The following is an 18,479-nucleotide window of genomic DNA, read 5'->3' as shown; positions in this document are numbered from 1 at the left end:
AAGAGTGTGCACATTGTCCACACCCTTGGCTCCAGACTCGGCCGTATCGGTGCCGGGCCGGGCCGGATTGGCCATGTTTTCGGGGGGAGTGGCGGATTCGCAAGGGTTGGAGTCCGGTTCGAGTCCCACCTCGGTCACAGAATGACCGCTCGTCAGATGGGCTTTTGCTTTATCGTGTGAACGTTGACCCTCCGCGGGTCCCTCTGATGCTGGCCGCGGTCGGTGCCTGGCGCCGCGGTGGCCTATGACGTTGTGCGGGTGGCGGGTTCAGGGCCCTGGCTGGTGGGCCCTCCGCCTGCTGGGATCTGGGGTCATCCGGATCTCCTTTCTAACCTTCTGGCGGCCGTGGTTGGCCTTCACCTATTCGTGTCCCGGCGTTGTGGTGATGACATGACCAGGGGAAGTTTCTTGAGGATTTTTCTCCTCGGTTCGCGTCTTTCGGTCGACGCGAAGGGAGGGCCTGCGGCCGAATGTCCGTCCAACGGGGTGTGGACTGTGCGCTCACCTGTGTCCACAGGCGGCTGTTCGCCTTACATCTCGGCTCCTTCCTGCAATTTCTGTCGACACCACTTCATGAAGTGATCTGTTTCAAACGACATGACTTCGCGGGCAGTTCTTCGACTTTGCTGGCGGATCATGGCACTGTCTGGCGATCCGACTGACGGCGTTAAGACCGCATCAAGATTCCTGGGCACCACGTTAAGGATCCGTCAGGAACGGCTTTGGGTAGCCGTCCAGGGGGTTGACTGGCATTTGTCCCCGCTAACGGGGAGCGGATGAAAGGAACGTGAAATGGCCGATTTGGCTGTCATCGGGAATCCTCGTGGTGTCCATGGGATTCGTGATGTGGGTTGGTCACCTCCTGACCGGTTTGGTCAGCGGTAACGGCGACGGAACAGGGAGCGGTCAATGAGCGCCGACGCCGTAATGTGGCTGATCCTGGTGTTAGCGGGTCTGGGTCTGCTGGGCTATCTGCTCGCTGCCCTGATCCGGCTACGGTGCCGATTCTGCCGGTGAACATCAGCGCCATCAGTACCCATTCGGCCGACGGAGGGAGGTTGTATGTGATGCCGGTGCTGACGCCGACTGTGGCGAAGGCGGAGAGGGCATCGAACAGTACTTTTCCCGGCTGTTGTCCGTGAGCATTAGCAGCAGCAGGGTGCCGCCCACCACTGCGGCGACTCCCAGCAGGGCCACCCCCACGATGATCACTGCCGGGAAGGCCAGCGGGACGGACCGGACAGGGCGCGCGAGGGCCTTCCGGATGGCGCTTTCGTTCCGCTGCTTGGGCAGCCTGCCGTTGCGGGGGACCCGGCCGTTCCGCGTCTGGGTGGCACCGCGGACCTGAACCAGGGCCTTAGCCCACGTGGATGCCGGGCCGGCGGTCCGGTTCGGGCTCGTTTTCCCTGATGATCTCGCGGACCACGGGGGCAGTGTCGCCGCGGCCCAGCAGCAGGTAACGCATGAGGTGGGCCAGCGGATTGCCTTCGGCCCATTCGAAGTAGGCGTGGGGCCGGACGCCGGTGGCGTCGCGGAGGGCCAGCAGGATGGCGGCGATGGCGTTGGGGGCGGCCGGGCTTTCCGCGCGGAGGACGCGGTGTCCATCCACTTCGATGCCGTGCACCTCGAGGACGTCGCTGAAGCCCGAGGGGTCGGTGACGTCGATTTCGAGGAAGATGACGTCGGCGGTTCCGGGCACAGGATTGTTCTCCCGTTGCACGGCTTCTTTCTCGCGGTACTCCTCGGCGTCGCGGGCCTGCGGGCGGTTGGCGATCAGGTTTATCCGCCCGTCAAAGTCGATCGTGTCGGTGATGAAGCGGCGGGCGGCGTCGTCGAATTCGATCCGGTGCACGCGCAGTTCGGTGGTGCGGCTCACCCGGGAGACCAGGGAGACGGCGATGATGCCTAGGATGAAGAAACCGGAGATGGCCAGACCGTCCGGCTTTTCGATCACGTTGGCGCCCAGTGCGTACAGCAGAATCAGGGTCAGGATGGAAAATCCGACGGCGGCGCGCCGCCTCTTGCTGCGTGCTGCGGAGATGCTGACCGCCACGGCGCCGGAGACCATCATGGCCAGGATGCCGGTGGCGTAGGCGCCTGCCTGGGCGTTGACGTCTGCCTTGAAGCCGATGGTGATCAAGACGCTGATGGCCGTGTATACGAGCACCACCGGCCGCACGGCGCGGGACCAGTCGGGGGCCATCCCGTAGGACGGCAGGTAGCGGGGCACGATATTGATGAGGCCTGCCATGGCGGAGGCCCCGGCGAACCACAGGATCAGGATGCTGCTGACGTCGTAGACCGAGCCGAAGCCGTTGCCCAGCAGTTCGTGGGCCAGGTAGGCCAGGGCGCGGCCGTTGGCCTGGCCGCCTTCCTGGAAGGCTTCGGCGGGGATCAGTACCGTGGTCACGAAGCTGCTGCCCAGCAGGTAGACGCTCATGATCAGGGCTGCTGCGGTGAGGAGCTTGCGGGTGTTGCGGACGCGGGCGGCGAGTCGTTCCTCGGCGGAGGCGCCGTTGGCCGCGACCAGGGGCATCATGCTGACTCCGGTCTCGAAGCCGGACAGGCCCAGGACCAGCAGCGGGAAGGCCAGCAGGGCCGGTCCGGCGATGTCGCCGAACCCGGTCCCGGACGAGGTGAGCGCCGCGGTCCAGTCGGTCAGGGCACCCGGCCGGGTGACGGCGTCGTAAATTCCGGCGCCGATGATCACGGCGTTCAGCACCAGGAAGATGCCCACCAGCGGGATGGCGACGGCCACGGCCTCGGAGAAGCCGAGGAGGAACACCCCGCCCAGGATCAGGAGGAGCACCACGGTGATGGCGACTGCCTGGCCTTCCAGGAACGGTGGCAGGTAGGGGTTCTCCAGCATGTGCACCGTGGCGTCGGCGGCGGAGAGGGTGATGGTGATGATCCAGGACGTGGCCACGAACCCGAGGAGGATGAGCACGAAGAACTTCCCCCGCCAGAACGGCAGGAGCTTTTCCAACATCGCCACCGATCCCTGGCCGTGCGGGCTCTCTTGGGCAACCCGGCGGTACATCGGCAGCATGCCCAGCAGCGTCAGGGCCACGATCAGCAAGGTGGCCAGGGGGGACAGTGCCCCCGCCGCGAGGGCGGCGATGCCGGGCAGGTAGGACAAGGTGGAGAAGTAGTCCACCCCGGTGAGGCACATGACTTTCCACCAGCTCTGGGCGGGTGCGTGGTCCTCGGCGGTTTCCGGGCCTACTGGCTGGTGGACCTTGTTTTCCAGCAGCCACCTGGTCAGCCTGTTTCCGGGATCGCCGTCGCGCTCCGGGTTGGGAACGCTGGCGGGAATGGAGAAGCGGGTGGGTGCAGTCAACGGGGTTACTTTCTGTGCCGCCTACAAGCCCTGGCGTGCGGGATCGGTTGGAATAACCAAAGGAGCCTAGCACCGCGCCAGATCCCGGAGTCCCGGGATTCCGGGATCTTAACGGATCCTTAACGCCTGACGGAGCCTGAGAACGAGAACTTTAGTCAGCGCACTTTTGACCTGAGCCGGGAGACCGGATTCGCGTAGTGCCGACGATATGGCCAGAAGGTTCAGCGAGTACTGCGACGAGCTCGGACTCGGGCAGGTGCTTTCCCCGCACGCGTTGAGGCGCAGCTCCGTGACGCACCTGACAGAGGACGGGTGGACCCGCTCTCATCCAACGTCAGGTTTGGCGTGGATTTCAAGCTACGAAGCCAATTCCGTCCCTGAAGGAGCGTGGAGTCCACCTGTCGTCCAGCCACATCTATCGGCCGGCTGCCGAGAAGCCGGAGCGGCTGAACCTGCAGGTGCTCGTGAGGCAGATGGGTGCTTTGGACTGCTCGGCCGCTGACCTGATCGGCAAGGTGCATGTGCACGCGACCCGGGACCGCGCCGCAGCACCGAAGACGCTCGAGGCACTGGCAAGGGATTGCCCGTCCTGCGGGAAAGGGCCTCGGCCCATGCGCACGGAAATACTTTCCGCAGAAAAGAGCTAATGCCGGCGAAGCGGCAACGCCTGGAATACGGCGGGCATCCGGTGCCGGGCGAAGCCGTCGTCTGTGGACCCGTTTGTCCAGCCTGCTGGCGGCTGCTGCCACGGCCACCCCGAGGCTTCGCTCCCCTCCCTCTCCCTGGGAGAGTGGTGGAAGGGAGCTTGTCCGATACGCCCTTAGGTGATCTTGCGCCGGTAGGCGACCATGGCGAACACGTAGGCGAGAACGAGGATGCCGACGCACCATCCGAGGGCGATCCAGATGTCGCTGCCGCTTGCCGCTGGCAACCCGAAGATTGATCTGAAGGCAATCACCACCGTTGGAGGGAACGGATATCTGAAGTACACAACACTGAACGCGCGGATCGCGGCTACGGTGGCCGGAATTGAGGGAGTTCCGATCGCCGCTGGCGCGGACAAGCCGCTAGTGCGTGAACTGCAGCCCGCGGCGCATACGCACGATTCCGTTCCACTGCTACTCAGACCCCCAACAAGCGCGGGACGTGTTTTGCCCGTCAGCGCGGGGAGATGACGTCGAGCCCGGCGAGGTATTCCTCGGCGTCGAAGCCCGGTATTAGCGCGGATTGGACGATGAAGCCCTGGCACGCCCCCAGCAGGACCGCAGCGTACTTGCCCGCCCGGGCCGAAGCCTCCGTGGGCGTGAGCCCCCGGGACTGCGTGTACCAGGTGGTGAGGTAGCCGGCGAAGAATTTCTTGAGCCCGGTGACCGTTCCGGCCGTTAAACGGCCCAGGCCGGGATCGGTCATCGCCTCGGCCCAGACCTGGATGAGAAAACCGAGGTCGACGATGTCCTCACGAATGCCCCGCAGGAATGTCCTCAGCACCTCGTGGGGTTCCGGCAACGGATCGGAGGAGCGGACCGCGTCGATCTCGCCCAGAAGGCGGTCCAGGATTTCACGGACAGACGCCTCGATGAGTTCGTCCTTGCTCTTGAAATGACCGTAGATGGCACCGGCCGACAGCCCGGACTCGGCAATGATGTCCGCCATCGAGGTTCCCTGGAACCCCTTCCTGCCAAAGCACCGCCGTGCCGCCCCGGCGATCTCCAGGCGGCGGGCCTGGCGGTAAGCGTCGGTCACTCTCGGCATGCGTCCACCTCAAAAAGAATGGTTGTTCTTGACAGGATCCCCTGCAACCATCCACTATAAAGAACAATCATTCGTTTTACTAGCAGGGAGACACCCATGTCGATCGTTCCCGCGGCCGTGCCGCACACCAAATGGTCGCGCGTCGTCCTCGTCGCGATCGCGGCCGCGTCCATTGTCGGGGTGGTGCTGCTGGCCTTCACCTGGGCGGGCATCACGTCCTCGGCGAAGAACATTCCCCTGGCCGTCACCGGTCCTCCCGCGCAGGTCCAGGCACTGGAAAAGGCGTTGGAGGACAAGGCCGGCGGAACCTTCACGATCACCACGGTGGACAGCAGGGACGCGGCGACGGCGCTCATCCGCTCCCGGGACGCCTACGGTGCGGTGGTGCTGGGACAGGCCCCCGAGGTGCTCACCGCCTCCGCGAACGGCACCGTGGTGAGCCAGATCCTCACCGGCGTCGCCCAGCAGCTCCAGCTCCAGATCAACCAGGCCACGGCGGCCGCGGCCGGGCCTGCGGCCGCCGCCGGGCACCCGGCGCCGGTTGCCCCGAAGGTCACCTTGACCGACGTCGTCCCGCTGGCCGCGGCGGACTCGAAGGGGACCGGCCTGGCGCTGGCGGCCTTCCCGCTGGCCTTTGGCGGCATGATCGGCGGCATCCTCGTCTCCCTCGTGGTGGTGGGTAACCGGCGCCGGCTGGGCACCCTGGCGCTCTACTCGATCCTGGCCGGCGGCCTCATCGTGCTGGTGATGCAGGGGCTCTACGGCGTGCTGCAGGGCAACGCCATGCTCAACGGGCTGGGCGCCGGGCTGGCGCTGCTGGGGACCAGTTCGTTCATCGTCGGCCTCAACGCCCTGATCGGCACGGCAGGAATCCCGGTCGGGGCCGTGACGACCATGCTGATCGCGAACCCGATTTCTGCCGCCACCGCACCCATGCAGTTCCTGCCCGAACCGTGGGGCGCCATCGGCCAATGGTTCGTCCCGGGCGCCTCGACCACTCTGCTGCGGGACCTGTCCTATTTTCCTGACGCGAACGCGCTGTTCCCCTGGCTGGTCCTGGCAGGATGGACCCTCATCGGGGTTATGTTCACCATGATCGGACACTTCCGCAACCAGGAAGTCGTCCACATCGGCGGTTCCCTCGACGCCGAACACACGCCGGCCCCACCGGCTTGAACTGCTGCCGGGGGTCACGACGTTACGGGACGAGGTGGCCAGCGTCCGCAAGAAGGCAGAGACCAGGCTGTACGCCGCCTTGGCGGGGGCGGTGACCGGCGAGCGGGCCCGTGAGCTGGAGAAACTGCTGCCAATGCCTGAGCGTACTGCTCCCGCGTCGGTGAGTTATCCGGTGCTGCCCGGAGGAAGACCCGGTGCTTGCGCACCGTTCTCCTCCGTCCACCAATTTCCCTCAATCGGCTCTGCTTGGAAGACGGGCCGGGGGCAACGATCTCTTTCACGGGCCACGTCGCCCAGCCGGAAACCGGCACCACCCCGGCCCCCAAGGACCCTAAACGACGACCACCCTATCCCAACAGGGGGTACTTAAGAGATACGCGCCATTAACGCGCCGCGAGATTCTCAACCCCATCGTCGGATCGAGGCTAAAACATTGCAGTTCGAATTTGCGGCTTTCTCAGGGATGTCTTGGATGACGTCCCAGTGTTCGACTACTTTCCCATTTTCTAGGCGAAAGAAGTCCGCTAGCGCCCTTCCTGGTTCCCCCGGATTCAATATTAAGTGAGAGTGGGTCGCGACTCCGCTCCAGCATCTTGCCTTGCGTGTCCATATTCTCCAGACTCCATGAGGGCTACCGATTAACCCAGCGTTCGCGGTTCAGTTCATGTATGGCATCAGCGGATGAGGTCAAACGCAGGATCAACCGCCTGACTTTTATTTGTATGGCCGGTGCCGCTGTCCTGGTATCCGTCAACTATTTGCCGACTGATCCCGAGCCCTTGCTTTGGATCAAGGTTGTTCTGATGGCTGCTGTGCTCATCTGGTGATCACCTGCTGACGCGGTTCGGCGAGCATATTTGAGGGGATCCCCTCCTCTGAGCCGGCCTGCAGCTCTCGGAAATAGCGGCGGTCCCCGAAGACGATGTCGCGGAGGACGAACAGGCTCCAGCGATCGCCGTACATCTCGATGGTGGCGTCGATCGGGCACCCCGACCGCGGCTCATACGCTTCGCCCATACTGCTAGGAATCTACTACCGCCAGGTACTACAGTCTCGACAAGCGGTTGCAAACCACAAGCGGAAGGATCCCCGTGCTGAGGCAGGTCGCGGAGGGTGTGCTGATCCACGAGAGCGAGTTCTGCCAGAGCAACGCCGTTGTGGTGCAGGGCGGGGCTGGCGTGTTGCTCATCGACGCCGGGGTGCACGGCTACGAAATGGCCTGCCTCGCGAACGACCTGTCCGATTCGGGCCATACCGTTGTGGCAGGCTTCTCGACGCATCCTCATTGGGATCACCTGCTCTGGCACGCCGGGCTCGGCGCGGCGCCCCGTTACGGCACGGCGCGCTGCGCGGCTACTGCCCGAGATCGGCTGTCGGGCGGGATCGATTCACGCCGGCTCGGCATCCCCGAGGAGGTATCCCTGGACCTGCTTGGCCTCATCACAGGCCTGCCCGCCGAGATGGCGCAGATTCCTTGGGATGGCCCTCATGTCCGGATTGTCGAGCATCAAGCGCATGCCCCGGGTCATGCGGCGCTGTTGATTGAGGAACGTGGGGTTCTCGTCGCCGGCGACATGCTTTCTGATGTCTTGATTCCGATGCTCGACTTGAACGACACCGCTGACCCGATCGAGGACTACCTCGCTGCGCTGCGGCTGCTCGAGGGCGTGGCGGGCGACGTCGATGTCCTCGTCCCCGGCCACGGGTCCATCGGCGGAGCTGATCAGGTACGCGCACGGATCGACCAGGATCGGGCGTACGTGCACGCCTTGCGTGACGCCCATGTTCCCAGCGACCCGCGGGTCGGCCCGTCGGCCATGCCCGGCTGGGACTGGGTGGGCGGCGTGCACGCACGGCAACTCCAGCTCCTCGCCCGAAGAAACGAGCGCGACGGAACGCCCGGCTAGCGATCGCATACCGGACACTGCGGGCTGTCCCGTAGAAGGTTCCCCAGACGGGACATGCCCTTAGCGCCCCGATCTCTCATGCTTGGTGTCAATTGACGGAGGCCCGTCGAGAGACAGGGTCCAACCTGGTGCTCGTTAGGCTGCAGGCATGGATCAGACCAATAGCGCGCCAACAGTTGCGAGCCACAACGCTGCCCTGCATGATGATGTTCGCCCTGCCTGGTCGGCGGACGTGGTTTCGTGGCTGTTAGGGTCACCCTCGTGCGGCCATCGGCTGGCAGTTCTGGATCTTGGAGCCGGCGCCGGACTGGGAACCCGGACCATCGCAACCCTCGGACACGTCGTCACCGCCGTCGATACAGCTGACGACATGCTGTCCGTCCTTAGAAAGGTACGTAAGGGGCTCCCGCACCGGGTCGCGGAACGCATCCCTTTAGGAAATTGGAGTGTCGACGCCATCACCTGTCTCCAGGCCTGGCACTGGGTAGACCCCGCACGGGCAATGGCTGAATGTGATCGTGTACTGAGGCCAAACGGCATGGTGGGTCTGGCCGGGCACACCTGGGACCGTGCCAGCGAGTGGTTGAAGGCACTGGCCGCCAACATGGAGCCGGGCGGAACCCCGCTGACCAAACCCGAAGCGTACCTGCAGAGTTTGGCGGACGGGGCACCTTTGAACGAAGGATTTTCCCCTTCAACTACGAACTGCAGGTCGACCAACTGCAACTTGCCAGCTCATGGACTTTCGTCTCGCGGAGATCCGACCAACGCACGGTCTTGGCGAAAATCCGTCGCCTGGGTGAACAAGCAGCGTCACCTGACACAGGCCTTGTTGGATTTCCTCACGTCACGGCCGCCTTCCGCCTGCAACGGCCGGGCGGAGTTGTCGTGGCGTAGGTTGCGACTTTTCACCGCGATGGAGGGGCTTGAGGACCAATGCTCGGGAAAGTCACGCTATGCCGATCCCGCGTGGTAACGATGGGTGCCTCGGTTCGTTGTGCCTTTATGGCTAAACATAAATATCTGACTGCGGCCGAGGAGGCCTCGTACGGGCGATTCGAGGCGCAGACGTCGACCACCGTCTAAGACGGGGAGGGAGGACCTGAATTTGGGCTGGGCGTAGGGTGGGATTTAGACGATAGGAGCACTTCATGAAGAAAATCCTCATGGTACTGACCAGCGTTTCCGAGATCGGCGATACGGGTGAGAAGACCGGCTACAACGTGGCCGAAGCTGCACATCCCTGGAAGGTCTTCAAGGATTCCGGGCATTTCGTCGACTTTGCGTCCATCCAGGGCGGCCAGCCCCCGCGCGACGGGGTGGACTCAGAAGATCCCATCCAGGTTGCCTTCACGGAGGACGAGACCACGCGCGCCGGTCTCTACAACACTGCCCGCGTCGACGTCGTTGATCCCGACCAGTACGACGGAGTCTTCCTCGTGGGCGGCCACGGCGCCATGTGGGACTTCCCGGACAGCGAAGGCTTGCAGCATCTGGTGGCCAGCGTCTACAACGCCGGCGGCTTGGTGGGCGCGGTCTGCCACGGACCGGCCGGCCTGCTGAACGTAGAACTGGCCAACGGGCTTCGCCTCGTCGAGGGCCGGAAGGTGGCCGCCTTCAGCAACGACGAGGAGGTTGCCGCAGGGAAGGACAAGGTCATCCCGTTCTTTTTGGCAGACCGACTTGAGGAACAGGGCGCGACCCACGTCTCCGCTGATGTCTTTGAGGTGAAGGTCGTGGTTGACGACCGGCTGGTGACCGGCCAGAACCCGGCTTCAGCCGCCGGCGTGGCCAAGGAGATGGAGAAGCTCTTCGCAGAGGTCATCCACCAGGAAAAAGCCGAGGAGCAGCACGAGACGGAGGCTCTGCGCGCCGAGAAGGACGCCGAGAAAAACGCCAAGAAGAAGGCTGCCGCAGAAGCGGAGCACTAACACCAACAGCGCACTGAAACTGGCGGCCACCCCGACAACGGGGTGGCCGCCAGTCGGCGTACGTGCGCCGGCAACCACACTGTCCAACGCATCGCCGACCTGCTTTCAGGTTGCGCGCTCCACGATCTACGGCCACCTCAGCAAATCAAGCATCGGACGACGGCCCACCGCCGGCGCCGGCCCGGCGTAACAGCAGCTGCGGCCCAGAATCCCTGACATCTGGCCGCCACCGGCTTAACGTGACTTTCCCGAGCATTGGTCCTCAAGCCCCATGGAATCCGCCCTCAACTAACGCCGGAAAGTGTCTCGTAGAGGGTTCCGCAAATGGAACTCGGAGAAGCCGATCATCAGCTCCAGCTTTCCGAGATCAAAGCAAAAAAATTGATCGGATGGAAACTAGAGTTCAGACTGGACCCCCTATTTTTGTGTCCCGCGTATCGGGACAATCAGGGCATGGGACGTTCGATAGAGATCCGCGGGTCCACTGCTGCATGCGTCCTGATTTTCTCCGTCACCGCCTGCGGAAGCGTTGGCAATGACGTGCAGGGAGAATGGCGCCAGGAGCCCCCACTGCCCTCTGCAGAGCCTTCCCCCGAAGTTAGTGGGGGTACTGAAATAGCCGACCCAAGCGAGTGCCGGGAGACAGTCCGGCTTCCGACCAGCTCAACGGAATCAATCGCTCCTTCCGCTGATTCTGCGACTGCATTCAGCTGCGGCACAAGATTCGTCCAGCTGACCGAGGAACAGATGTGCAACGCCACTCCTGCACCGATGCCCCTTCAACCAACCGCCAACTCCGAAGGGAACTCGGCAGATTCGCAGGTCACGACGCCGAAAGAGGGAGAGCAGCGAGAGTGGACCCCCGAGCGTATGAGAAGTGCCTCTCCGGAACCAATGCCCGGGGTCCAATAACACCTGACCCGCCGTCGTGAGGCGAGAGCGTCCCGTACAGGGATCCTCAACGGGACACCTCTGGGGCGCCGCTAACGGGGGAAGCTGCGCTCGTTAACCCGTGCCGCCGCCGGAGTTCGTCCCACGGAGGAATCTGTACGCACGACTTCGTCGGTGCAATACTGCGTTGATGATGAACATCCTCGAGTGGTGGCCTCTGGTTGATGCGGAAACACGCGACTGGCTCATTGAGCACAACGGCGAGCCGCTGCCGCCGAATGTAATCGCCGACATCATGGCGGTTGCGGGAGGCACGACCGATTCTGAGTGGTGGGCTAGCGAATCAGCAGACGGTCCCCAGCTTTCCGACGCGGCTGTGGATTGGATCGAGGCTGTCGCCAACGACGAGGAGCCGACTGCCGGCTGAAATCTTCTGCCCATGCGGGCGGGCGACTCCTTCTACTAATCCGACTTCGTGTCTCGAAACCTCTGGGCCTCGTATCCCATGGGATACGAAACCGTGGTGCGGCTCTAGATTCTCGTTCATTCGGCTCGATGCGCCATCTAGGGATCACAGAATGCCGCCAAAGAACGCCAAAAGTCACACCGCCGTTCAGCCCAATTGTCCCGATGTCGTCTGGACAATTGGAGGTGGAACGTCGGAGCGTCCAACCAGGGTGGAATCATGACCCAGCTCGAACCTGCCGGGCCATTACGGCTGGGGAGGCGCCGAGGCTTCGACTTTGTTGTCCATGGATGCCCCGGAAGGGCAGGCCGCGGCTGGGACGGAGTTCACCTCGACGGCGGAGGACGCCATATGCCGGATGCGGGACTCTTCCGTGGTCACGGAAGCGGTTCGACCTACGAGGTTGGAGCGGGTCACTGAGTCCGCAGTGGCGTCGAAGAAGAATAGGACGCCGGCGGACTGGCTCCTGGTGCACCGCTACGAAATTGAGCCGGATGGAAACCAGAGCAACGTCACCTACACATGCCGGTTGGTCCGTGCGACCGCGCTGCCCGGCCATCGTGGTGGGTGCGGTGCGCGCCCTCGGTGCCCGGGACGGGGCAGAGCCGCTGCTCTTCTTTAAGGGCGGGTACTTCGAAGGAGTGCCCTCGCGGCCCGGGCGCTGGAGAGCGTCGCATGACGGCGGTCAAGTCAGGCTCCCGAAGGCGGGGCCGTCGCCCGCTCCAGCGGGAGGCTGACACCGGGCCGGGTGTGGATCGTCACCACGACGCCGGTCCGGACCATCATGCCCAGGACGGGTCCGTCATTGCCGTGGGGGCAACTGTCAACGTCACCTCTCCGGCAGGGCTGTCGTACCTTGGCCGCGTTGATGCCAAGACGCCGGACTCCGGAATTGTCTGGGTGGTCAGCCTGGCTGGATCCGGACGCCAGATGCATGGCAACCGCGACTGCGTCAGCCTGCGCCCTTGGCCGCGACGAAGGCGAAACGGGCCGCGCCGTCGTCGGCATTGGCTTCACTAGCTATTCCTGACGGAAGTACCAGCATGATCGCGACACGCACCCGCAGGATTCAAATGATCTGTGGTGACGAGCTCTCTTGCTTCGCTGGCAGATGTACGCCGTTGCTTGGCAGGACATCCACGAAGGCGACGAAGAGTGTGCTGCCACTGCCATGGCCCGAAAGCCTTCCCGTGTTAATCACGGCGTGAGCGTGGACGTGGTGCGCTTCGCCCTGCGCCCCACCCCTGACGTCGTGACCTTCATGATTTCGGTGGCGATGCAGGTGCAGACCGACTGCCGTCCGGAGGCGGGCTTGAAAATCCCGGTGGCAGGGTAGTTTGGGCTGCGTTTCGGACACGGCAGCTTGAGTGCTGCCGCTCACTGCACCAGCACCACCGGTAACAGCACAGCGGCCAGAGTACGGCGGCGGGGATCCTCGGACGTCGTACTCTGCTGTCAGGCGCCGATGCAGCCCGGCCGCAACCTCCGGATCAGTAGCATCGGGCCAGGACGAAGACGTCCACATAGGCAGCGAGGGGTATTGAATGATGAGAATGCTGATTATTGGTCCGCCCGGATCCGGCAAGGGAACGCAGGCGGAACGGATTTCGGATCGCCTCGGCGTTGTGGCGATCTCAACCGGCGATATCTTCCGCGCCAACGTCAAAGGCGGGACGCCACTGGGTGTCGAGGCCCGGAAGTACATGGATAGCGGAGACTTCGTGCCGGACAGCGTCACGAATGAGATGGTGCGGAACCGCCTCAGCCAGGACGATGCCAAAGAGGGATTTCTGCTGGATGGCTACCCTCGCACGGTGGCGCAGGTGGACTATCTTGACGGAATCCTCGCTGCCGGCGAACAGAAACTCGGTGTGGTCCTGCAGCTGACAGCGGACGACGAGGAACTCGTCTCGCGCCTCCTGGGCCGGGCCAGGGAAACCGGCCGGAGCGACGATAACGAAAGCGTCATCCGTCACAGGCTGGACCTGTATCACCAGCAGACGGAGGCGGTGGTGGCCAAATATGCCGGCCGCGGGATCCTGACCGAGGTGGACGGGATCGGCGGGATCGAGGTCGTCACGGACAGGGTCCTGGGCAGCATAGGCGACCTGCTGGGGGTGCCCGTACGCGGACGGTAGGGCGCAACGGCAGGAGGCCGACGGCGGTTCCTCCCGCCGTCGTCCTCCCGTGGGCGACTCCGGCTGATACGTTCCGGGGTCGTCTGGACCTGACCACGGCAGATCCAGGGTGTAAACCACAAGTTGCACCAGCGTGGTGGGCTGGTGCTTTTCGCGCTCCGGCCGGCGGACGAACCCGAACCGCCGGTAGAGCACCTGGCACCGTTCGTTCTCCAGTGCCGTATCAAGCATCACCCGGCGCGCGCCGCGCTCGATGGAGAGTGTGACCGACTACGCTCGACGGCGCAGCTGTCTGCTGGACGCCCTCGCCTCCGATGGGCTGACGGCACGGGCATCGTCCGGGGGCCTGATTGCCTGGGTGGAGGTCGAAGATGAGACCCGTGCCTTGCTGGATCTGGCCGCCCACGGCATGGTGCTAGGGGAGGGGCGGCGCCCAGGTTCCGGTTGGTCGTCTTCCCGGTGATCATGGGCAGCACCGGGAGGGAACGGATCTACGACGGCTATTCGGACATCTCGCTGCTGATGGTGAGCAGCAGGACGTTCGACGGTCGGCTCCAGCTGCTCGAGTACATCCCCACCGTGCTCAGCGGCCCGCCGGGCAGCGGCCCGACCTGACTCAATCAGTGGGGAATCCCTCGTCAGTAGCTGGGGGGGGTTTGGGCAGGCTTAGCCGCCGGGCCACGGGTGATGAAATCGGCGGCTAGTGCCTCGGAGCCGCGGGCCAGGATGGCAACGTCGGCGCCTACCAGGACAAAGGCGGCGCCGGCCGCCAGGTAGCTGCGGGCGGTGGCTGGGTTGAAGGCGTTCACGCCGGCCGGTTTCCCGGCTGCCTTTGCGGCGCCAAGGCAGTGTTCGACGGCGGCACGCACCTGGGCGTGTTCCTGCTGTCCCAGCACTCCCATGGAGGCGGCCAGGTCGGAGGGTCCCAGGAAGATGGCGTCCACACCCTCCACGGCCACGATCTCCTCGACGGCCTCAACAGCCGCCGTCGATTCGATCTGCACCGTGACACTGACGGTTTCGCCGGCCCGGGCGAGATAGTCCGGGACACGGTTCCAGCGCGAAGCCCGGGCAAGGGCGGAACCCACGCCGCGGACGCCGTGCGGCGGGTATCGGGTGGCGGCGACGGCGGACTGGGCCTCGGCGGACGAGTTCACCATGGGAATCAGCAGGTTCTGCACGCCCAGGTCCAGGTATTGCTTGATCAGCACGGTGTCGTTGACCGGCGGCCGGACCAGGACCTGGACCGGGTAGCCGTTGACCGCCTGGAGCTGGGCCAGGATGGATTCGAGGCCGTTGGGGCTGTGTTCGGCGTCGATCAGGAGCCAGTCCAGCCCGGATCCGGCGCAGAGCTCGGCGATCAGCGGGCTGCCGGAGCAGACCCACATCCCCGCCAGGGGGCGGTCAGCCGTGGCGAGGGCGTCCCGGAACGTCGTCTCCGGTTCTACTCGAAGCGGCATGTGATGGCCCCCAATGGTCCGTAGTCGGCGTGGACGGTGTCGCCCTTGTACACCCACAGTGGGCGGGTGAAGGAGCCGGCGAGGATGATGTCCCCGGCTTTCATCCCGTCGCCGTGGGCGGCGATCTTGTTGGCGAGCCAGTGCACCCCGTTGGCGGGGTGATCCAGGACGCCGGCGGCCACACCGGTTTCCTCCACGGTCTGGTTCTTGTAGAGGATTGCCGCGACCCAGCGGAGGTCCACGGCGTCGGGCTTGACGGGGTTGCCGCCGATCACCATGGCGCCCATCGCGGCGTTGTCCGCGATGGTGTCCACGATGGTCCGGCCCTCCATTTCGATCCTGGAGTCCAGGATTTCGAGGGCGGGCACCACGTAGTCCGTGGCGTCCAGGACGTCGAAGATGGTGCAGCCGGGGCCGGCCAGCTCTTTCTTCAGCACGAACGCCAGCTCCACCTCCACCCGCGGATGGGTGTACTGGTCCCACTGCACCGTGCAGCCGGTTTCGAGCACCATGTCATCGAAGATGGCGCCGTAGTCCGGCTCGGTGATGCCGGTGGCGGCCTGCATGGCCTTGGACGTGAGGCCGATCTTGCGGCCCACCAGCGTGCGGCCGGCGTCCTCGTTGCGCCGCCGCCACAGCTGCTGCACGGCATAGGAGTCCTCCACTGTCATCTCCGGGTAGCGTGCCGTGAGGCGGGGGACAGGGGTTCGGGTCCGGGCGGCCTCCAGGAGTTCGTCAGCGATGGCCTCAATCGTCTTCGCGTCCAGCATGGCTACAGCTGCGCGCCGAGCTTGAAGCCCGTGCGGTCTCCATCGGGGGTCCCGTCTTTGCGGGTGTAGGAGAAGCCGTCGGCACCCACGGTGACCGCCATTTCGCTCTTTTCCTCCCGGATGATGACGGGCTGCGGGTTGCCGTCGAGGTCCAGGACCAGGGAGGCCTCGGTGTACCAGGACGGGACGACGGCGTTGCCCCACCAGTCGCGGCGCTGGTTGTCGTGCACGTCCCACGTGACCACCGGGTTGTCGGGGTCGCCGGTGTAGTAGTCCTGAGTGTAGATCTCGATGCGGTGGCCGTCGGGGTCCAGGATGTAGAGGTAGAAGGCGTTGGAGACGCCGTGCCGGCCGGGGCCGCGTTCGATCCGGTCGCTGATGCGCAGGGCGCCCATCTTGTCGCAGATCTGGATGATGTTGTGCTTCTCGTGCGTGGCGAACGCGACGTGGTGCATGCGCGGGCCGTTGCCGCCGGTCAGTGCGGTGTCGTGGACGGTCTGCTTGCGGTGCATCCAGACGGCGTACGTGACGCCGTCGGAGTCCTGGATGTCCTCGGAGACGCGGAAGCCGAGGTCCTCGAGGTATTTGCGGCCGCGGGGCACGTCGGGGGTGACCTGGTTGAAGTGGTCCAGGCGGACCAGTTCACCGGCGGAGTAGAGGTCGTAGCGCTGGGTGAGGCGTTCCACGTGCTCCACGTCGTAGAAGAATTCGTAGGGGAAGCCCAGCGGATCCTCGACGCGGACGGAATCGCCGATGCCCTTGGTGAAGCCGTCCTTGCGGCGTTCCACCCGGCACCCGAGTTCCTTGTAATAGGCCTCTGCGGCGTCCACTTCGGCGGGAGACTTCACCCGGTAGGCAAAGGCGGCGACGGCGGCGATGGGTCCCTTGCGGAGCACCAGGTTGTGGTGGATGAACTCCTCGAGGGAACGCAGGTAGATGTTGTTCTCGTCTTCCTCGGTGACATGCAGGCCCAGGACGTCCACGTAGAACTCACGCGATTTGGCGAGGTCGGTGACCACGATCTCCATGTAGGCGCAGCGGACGATGTCCGGAGCCGGGACGGAGGGGGTGCGTACAAAGTCAGTCATGGGGTTCTCTCTTCTTTGAGGAGGGTTGGGTGGGGCTTACGCGCCGAATTTGGGGGTGTGGACGGTGCCGAGGGTGATGTGCACGGCTTGCTGGTCCGTGTAGAAATCGATGGAGCGGTAGCCGCCTTCGTGGCCCAGGCCTGAGGCTTTGACGCCGCCGAACGGGGTGCGGAGGTCGCGGACGTTGTGGCTGTTCAGCCAGACCATGCCGGCTTCGACGTTCTGGGAGAAGTTGTGGGCGCGGGTCAGGTTCTGGGTCCAGATGTAGGCCGCGAGCCCGTAGCGGGTGTTGTTCGCCAGAGCCAGCGCCTCGTCGTCGTTCTCGAACGGGGTGATGGCGACGACTGGACCGAAGATCTCCTCCTGGAAGATCCGCGCGTCGGGCGCGACGTCGGCGAACACGGTGGGTGCGATGTAGTTGCCTTCGGGGAGGTGGTCGGGGCGGCCGCCGCCGGCGAGGAGCCGGCCTTCGGACTTGCCGATCTCCACGTAGGAGGCCACCTTCGCGTAGTGCTCGGGGTGGACCAGGGCACCCACTTCGGTCTTGGGATCGTGCGGGTCTCCGACGACGATCTTCTTAGCGCGGGCGGCGTATTTTTCGCAGAATTCGTCGTAGATGGCGCGTTCGACGAGGATGCGGGACCCGGCGGTGCAGCGTTCGCCATTGAGGGAAAAGACCCCGAACAGGGCGGAATCGATCGCGGCATCCAGGTCGGCGTCGGCGAACACCACGCACGGCGACTTGCCGCCGAGTTCCATGGACAGGCCCTTGAGATTGGTGGCGGCATTGCGGAAGATCGTCTGCCCGGTGGTGGTCTCGCCGGTGAACGAGATCAGCGGGACGTCCGGGTGCTTGACCAGGGCGTCGCCGGCTTCCTCGCCGAGGCCGTTGACCAGGTTGAAGACACCGTCGGGCAGCCCGGCGTCCTTGAAGATCTGCGCCCACAGCGAGGCGGAGAGCGGGGTGAATTCGGCGGGCTTCAGGACCACGGTGTTCCCCGTGGCCAGTGCCGGGGCCAGCTTCGAGACTCCAGCATGAACGGGGTGTTCCACGGTGTGATGAGGCCGGCGACCCCGATCGGCTTGCGGTTCACGTAGTTGATCTGGGCGCCGGGGACCTTCATGGCGTCGTCGAACTGGGCCACGATCAGGTCCGCGAAGAAGCGGAAGTTCTCGGCGGCGCGGAGCGCTTGGCCCTTGGCCTGGGTGATGGGCAGGCCGGTGTCGAAGGTTTCGAGTTCGGCGAGGCGCTCCTCCTGGGCCACGACAGCGTCGGCAATCCTGTTCAGGATGCGGGCACGTTCGCGCGGCTTCATCCTGGGCCACGGACCGTTGACGAAGGCTTCGCGGGCGGCGGCCACGGCGAGATCAATGTCTTCCGTCTGGCCAGCCGCAGCGGTGGCGTAATTCTGGTTGGAGACAGGATCGAGGACATCGAAGGTCTTGCCGCCCGCGGAGTCAACGAACTGACCGTTGATGTAGTGCTGGATGTGGGTGGGAAGGTCCTGCGGCACGTAATGGTTCTTGGCCCGTTCGGCGGTGAACGTCATTGTTGTCTTC

The 18,479-nt window shown here is 64.6% G+C and carries 16 protein-coding genes and 2 pseudogenes; 10 read left to right on the top strand and 8 right to left on the bottom strand.

Annotation, left to right across the window (positions count from 1 at the left end):
* Nucleotides 1-808 precede the first annotated feature (808 nt).
* Nucleotides 809-1,069 (bottom strand): hypothetical protein, encoded by a 261-nt coding sequence (locus ACQCSW_RS11920; protein WP_426990683.1) that lies wholly within the window; start codon nucleotides 1,067-1,069, stop codon nucleotides 809-811.
* Nucleotides 1,070-1,357: 288 nt separating this feature from the next.
* Nucleotides 1,358-3,340 (bottom strand): amino acid transporter, encoded by a 1,983-nt coding sequence (locus ACQCSW_RS11915; protein ID WP_426986142.1) that lies wholly within the window; start codon nucleotides 3,338-3,340, stop codon nucleotides 1,358-1,360.
* A gap of 875 nt (nucleotides 3,341-4,215) precedes the next feature.
* Here ACQCSW_RS11915 and ACQCSW_RS11910 point away from each other — a divergent pair.
* On the top strand, nucleotides 4,216-4,515 hold the full coding sequence (locus ACQCSW_RS11910) for a nucleoside hydrolase (RefSeq protein WP_426986140.1): 300 nt from the start codon (nucleotides 4,216-4,218) through the stop codon (nucleotides 4,513-4,515).
* Here the strand turns inward: ACQCSW_RS11910 and ACQCSW_RS11905 are convergent.
* Nucleotides 4,499-5,092: a TetR/AcrR family transcriptional regulator gene (locus ACQCSW_RS11905; RefSeq protein WP_426986138.1), complete on the bottom strand. Its 594-nt coding sequence runs from the start codon at nucleotides 5,090-5,092 to the stop codon at nucleotides 4,499-4,501. The two genes, ACQCSW_RS11910 and ACQCSW_RS11905, sit on opposite strands and share 17 nt — an antisense overlap.
* Nucleotides 5,093-5,188: 96 nt before the next feature.
* On the opposite strand from ACQCSW_RS11905, the gene ACQCSW_RS11900 reads away from it, so the two are divergent.
* Complete coding sequence (locus tag ACQCSW_RS11900; RefSeq protein WP_426986136.1) at nucleotides 5,189-6,268, top strand: hypothetical protein; 1,080 nt, start codon at nucleotides 5,189-5,191, stop codon at nucleotides 6,266-6,268.
* 816 nt (nucleotides 6,269-7,084) lie between these two features.
* On the opposite strand, the gene ACQCSW_RS11895 is transcribed toward ACQCSW_RS11900, so the two are convergent.
* A complete protein-coding gene (locus tag ACQCSW_RS11895; RefSeq protein WP_426986134.1) occupies nucleotides 7,085-7,285 on the bottom strand; it encodes a winged helix-turn-helix transcriptional regulator in 201 nt (66 codons plus the stop codon).
* Nucleotides 7,286-7,359: 74 nt separating this feature from the next.
* Between ACQCSW_RS11895 and ACQCSW_RS11890 the strand changes: the two genes are divergently transcribed.
* The 8 genes and pseudogenes from ACQCSW_RS11890 to ACQCSW_RS11855 all read left to right on the top strand — a co-directional run.
* On the top strand, nucleotides 7,360-8,175 hold the full coding sequence (locus tag ACQCSW_RS11890; RefSeq protein WP_426986132.1) for an MBL fold metallo-hydrolase: 816 nt from the start codon (nucleotides 7,360-7,362) through the stop codon (nucleotides 8,173-8,175).
* A gap of 148 nt (nucleotides 8,176-8,323) precedes the next feature.
* Complete coding sequence (locus tag ACQCSW_RS11885) at nucleotides 8,324-9,151, top strand: class I SAM-dependent methyltransferase (protein WP_426986130.1); 828 nt, start codon at nucleotides 8,324-8,326, stop codon at nucleotides 9,149-9,151.
* A gap of 175 nt (nucleotides 9,152-9,326) precedes the next feature.
* Nucleotides 9,327-10,106: a type 1 glutamine amidotransferase domain-containing protein gene (locus tag ACQCSW_RS11880; RefSeq protein ID WP_426986128.1), complete on the top strand. Its 780-nt coding sequence runs from the start codon at nucleotides 9,327-9,329 to the stop codon at nucleotides 10,104-10,106.
* A gap of 1,081 nt (nucleotides 10,107-11,187) precedes the next feature.
* Nucleotides 11,188-11,424: a hypothetical protein gene (locus ACQCSW_RS11875; RefSeq protein ID WP_426986126.1), complete on the top strand. Its 237-nt coding sequence runs from the start codon at nucleotides 11,188-11,190 to the stop codon at nucleotides 11,422-11,424.
* 1,150 nt (nucleotides 11,425-12,574) lie between these two features.
* Nucleotides 12,575-12,799: a hypothetical protein gene (locus tag ACQCSW_RS11870; protein WP_426986124.1), complete on the top strand. Its 225-nt coding sequence runs from the start codon at nucleotides 12,575-12,577 to the stop codon at nucleotides 12,797-12,799.
* 217 nt (nucleotides 12,800-13,016) lie between these two features.
* Nucleotides 13,017-13,601, top strand: a complete 585-nt coding sequence (locus ACQCSW_RS11865; RefSeq protein ID WP_426986122.1) for an adenylate kinase — start codon at nucleotides 13,017-13,019, stop codon at nucleotides 13,599-13,601.
* A gap of 262 nt (nucleotides 13,602-13,863) precedes the next feature.
* Nucleotides 13,864-14,064: a hypothetical protein gene (locus tag ACQCSW_RS11860; protein WP_426986120.1), complete on the top strand. Its 201-nt coding sequence runs from the start codon at nucleotides 13,864-13,866 to the stop codon at nucleotides 14,062-14,064.
* A pseudogene (locus ACQCSW_RS11855) lies at nucleotides 14,025-14,216 on the top strand (dihydrofolate reductase family protein); the annotation flags it as partial. The gene ACQCSW_RS11860 and the pseudogene ACQCSW_RS11855, both read left to right, overlap by 40 nt.
* Before the next feature lie 23 nt (nucleotides 14,217-14,239).
* Here ACQCSW_RS11855 and ACQCSW_RS11850 read toward each other — a convergent pair.
* From ACQCSW_RS11850 to ACQCSW_RS11835, 4 genes and pseudogenes are all read right to left on the bottom strand, one after another.
* Entirely contained in the window at nucleotides 14,240-15,061 is an 822-nt protein-coding gene (locus ACQCSW_RS11850) for an HpcH/HpaI aldolase family protein (protein WP_426986118.1), read from the bottom strand.
* Nucleotides 15,046-15,831 carry a 2-oxo-hept-4-ene-1,7-dioate hydratase gene (hpaH, locus tag ACQCSW_RS11845; protein ID WP_426986116.1) on the bottom strand — a complete coding sequence of 262 codons (786 nt, stop codon included), beginning with the start codon at nucleotides 15,829-15,831 and terminating at the stop codon, nucleotides 15,046-15,048. The genes ACQCSW_RS11850 and hpaH overlap by 16 nt, the downstream gene beginning before the upstream one ends.
* Before the next feature lie 2 nt (nucleotides 15,832-15,833).
* Nucleotides 15,834-16,919: a 3,4-dihydroxyphenylacetate 2,3-dioxygenase gene (gene hpaD / locus ACQCSW_RS11840; protein ID WP_426986114.1), complete on the bottom strand. Its 1,086-nt coding sequence runs from the start codon at nucleotides 16,917-16,919 to the stop codon at nucleotides 15,834-15,836.
* A 141-nt stretch (nucleotides 16,920-17,060) separates the two neighbouring features.
* Nucleotides 17,061-18,469: pseudogene (locus tag ACQCSW_RS11835) on the bottom strand (aldehyde dehydrogenase); the annotation flags it as partial.
* Nucleotides 18,470-18,479: the final 10 nt, after the last annotated feature.

The organism is Pseudarthrobacter sp. Y6 (genome assembly GCF_050156205.1).
In the GTDB taxonomy this organism is placed as follows: domain Bacteria; phylum Actinomycetota; class Actinomycetes; order Actinomycetales; family Micrococcaceae; genus Arthrobacter.
This window is presented reverse-complemented; position numbering and strand designations above follow the sequence as displayed.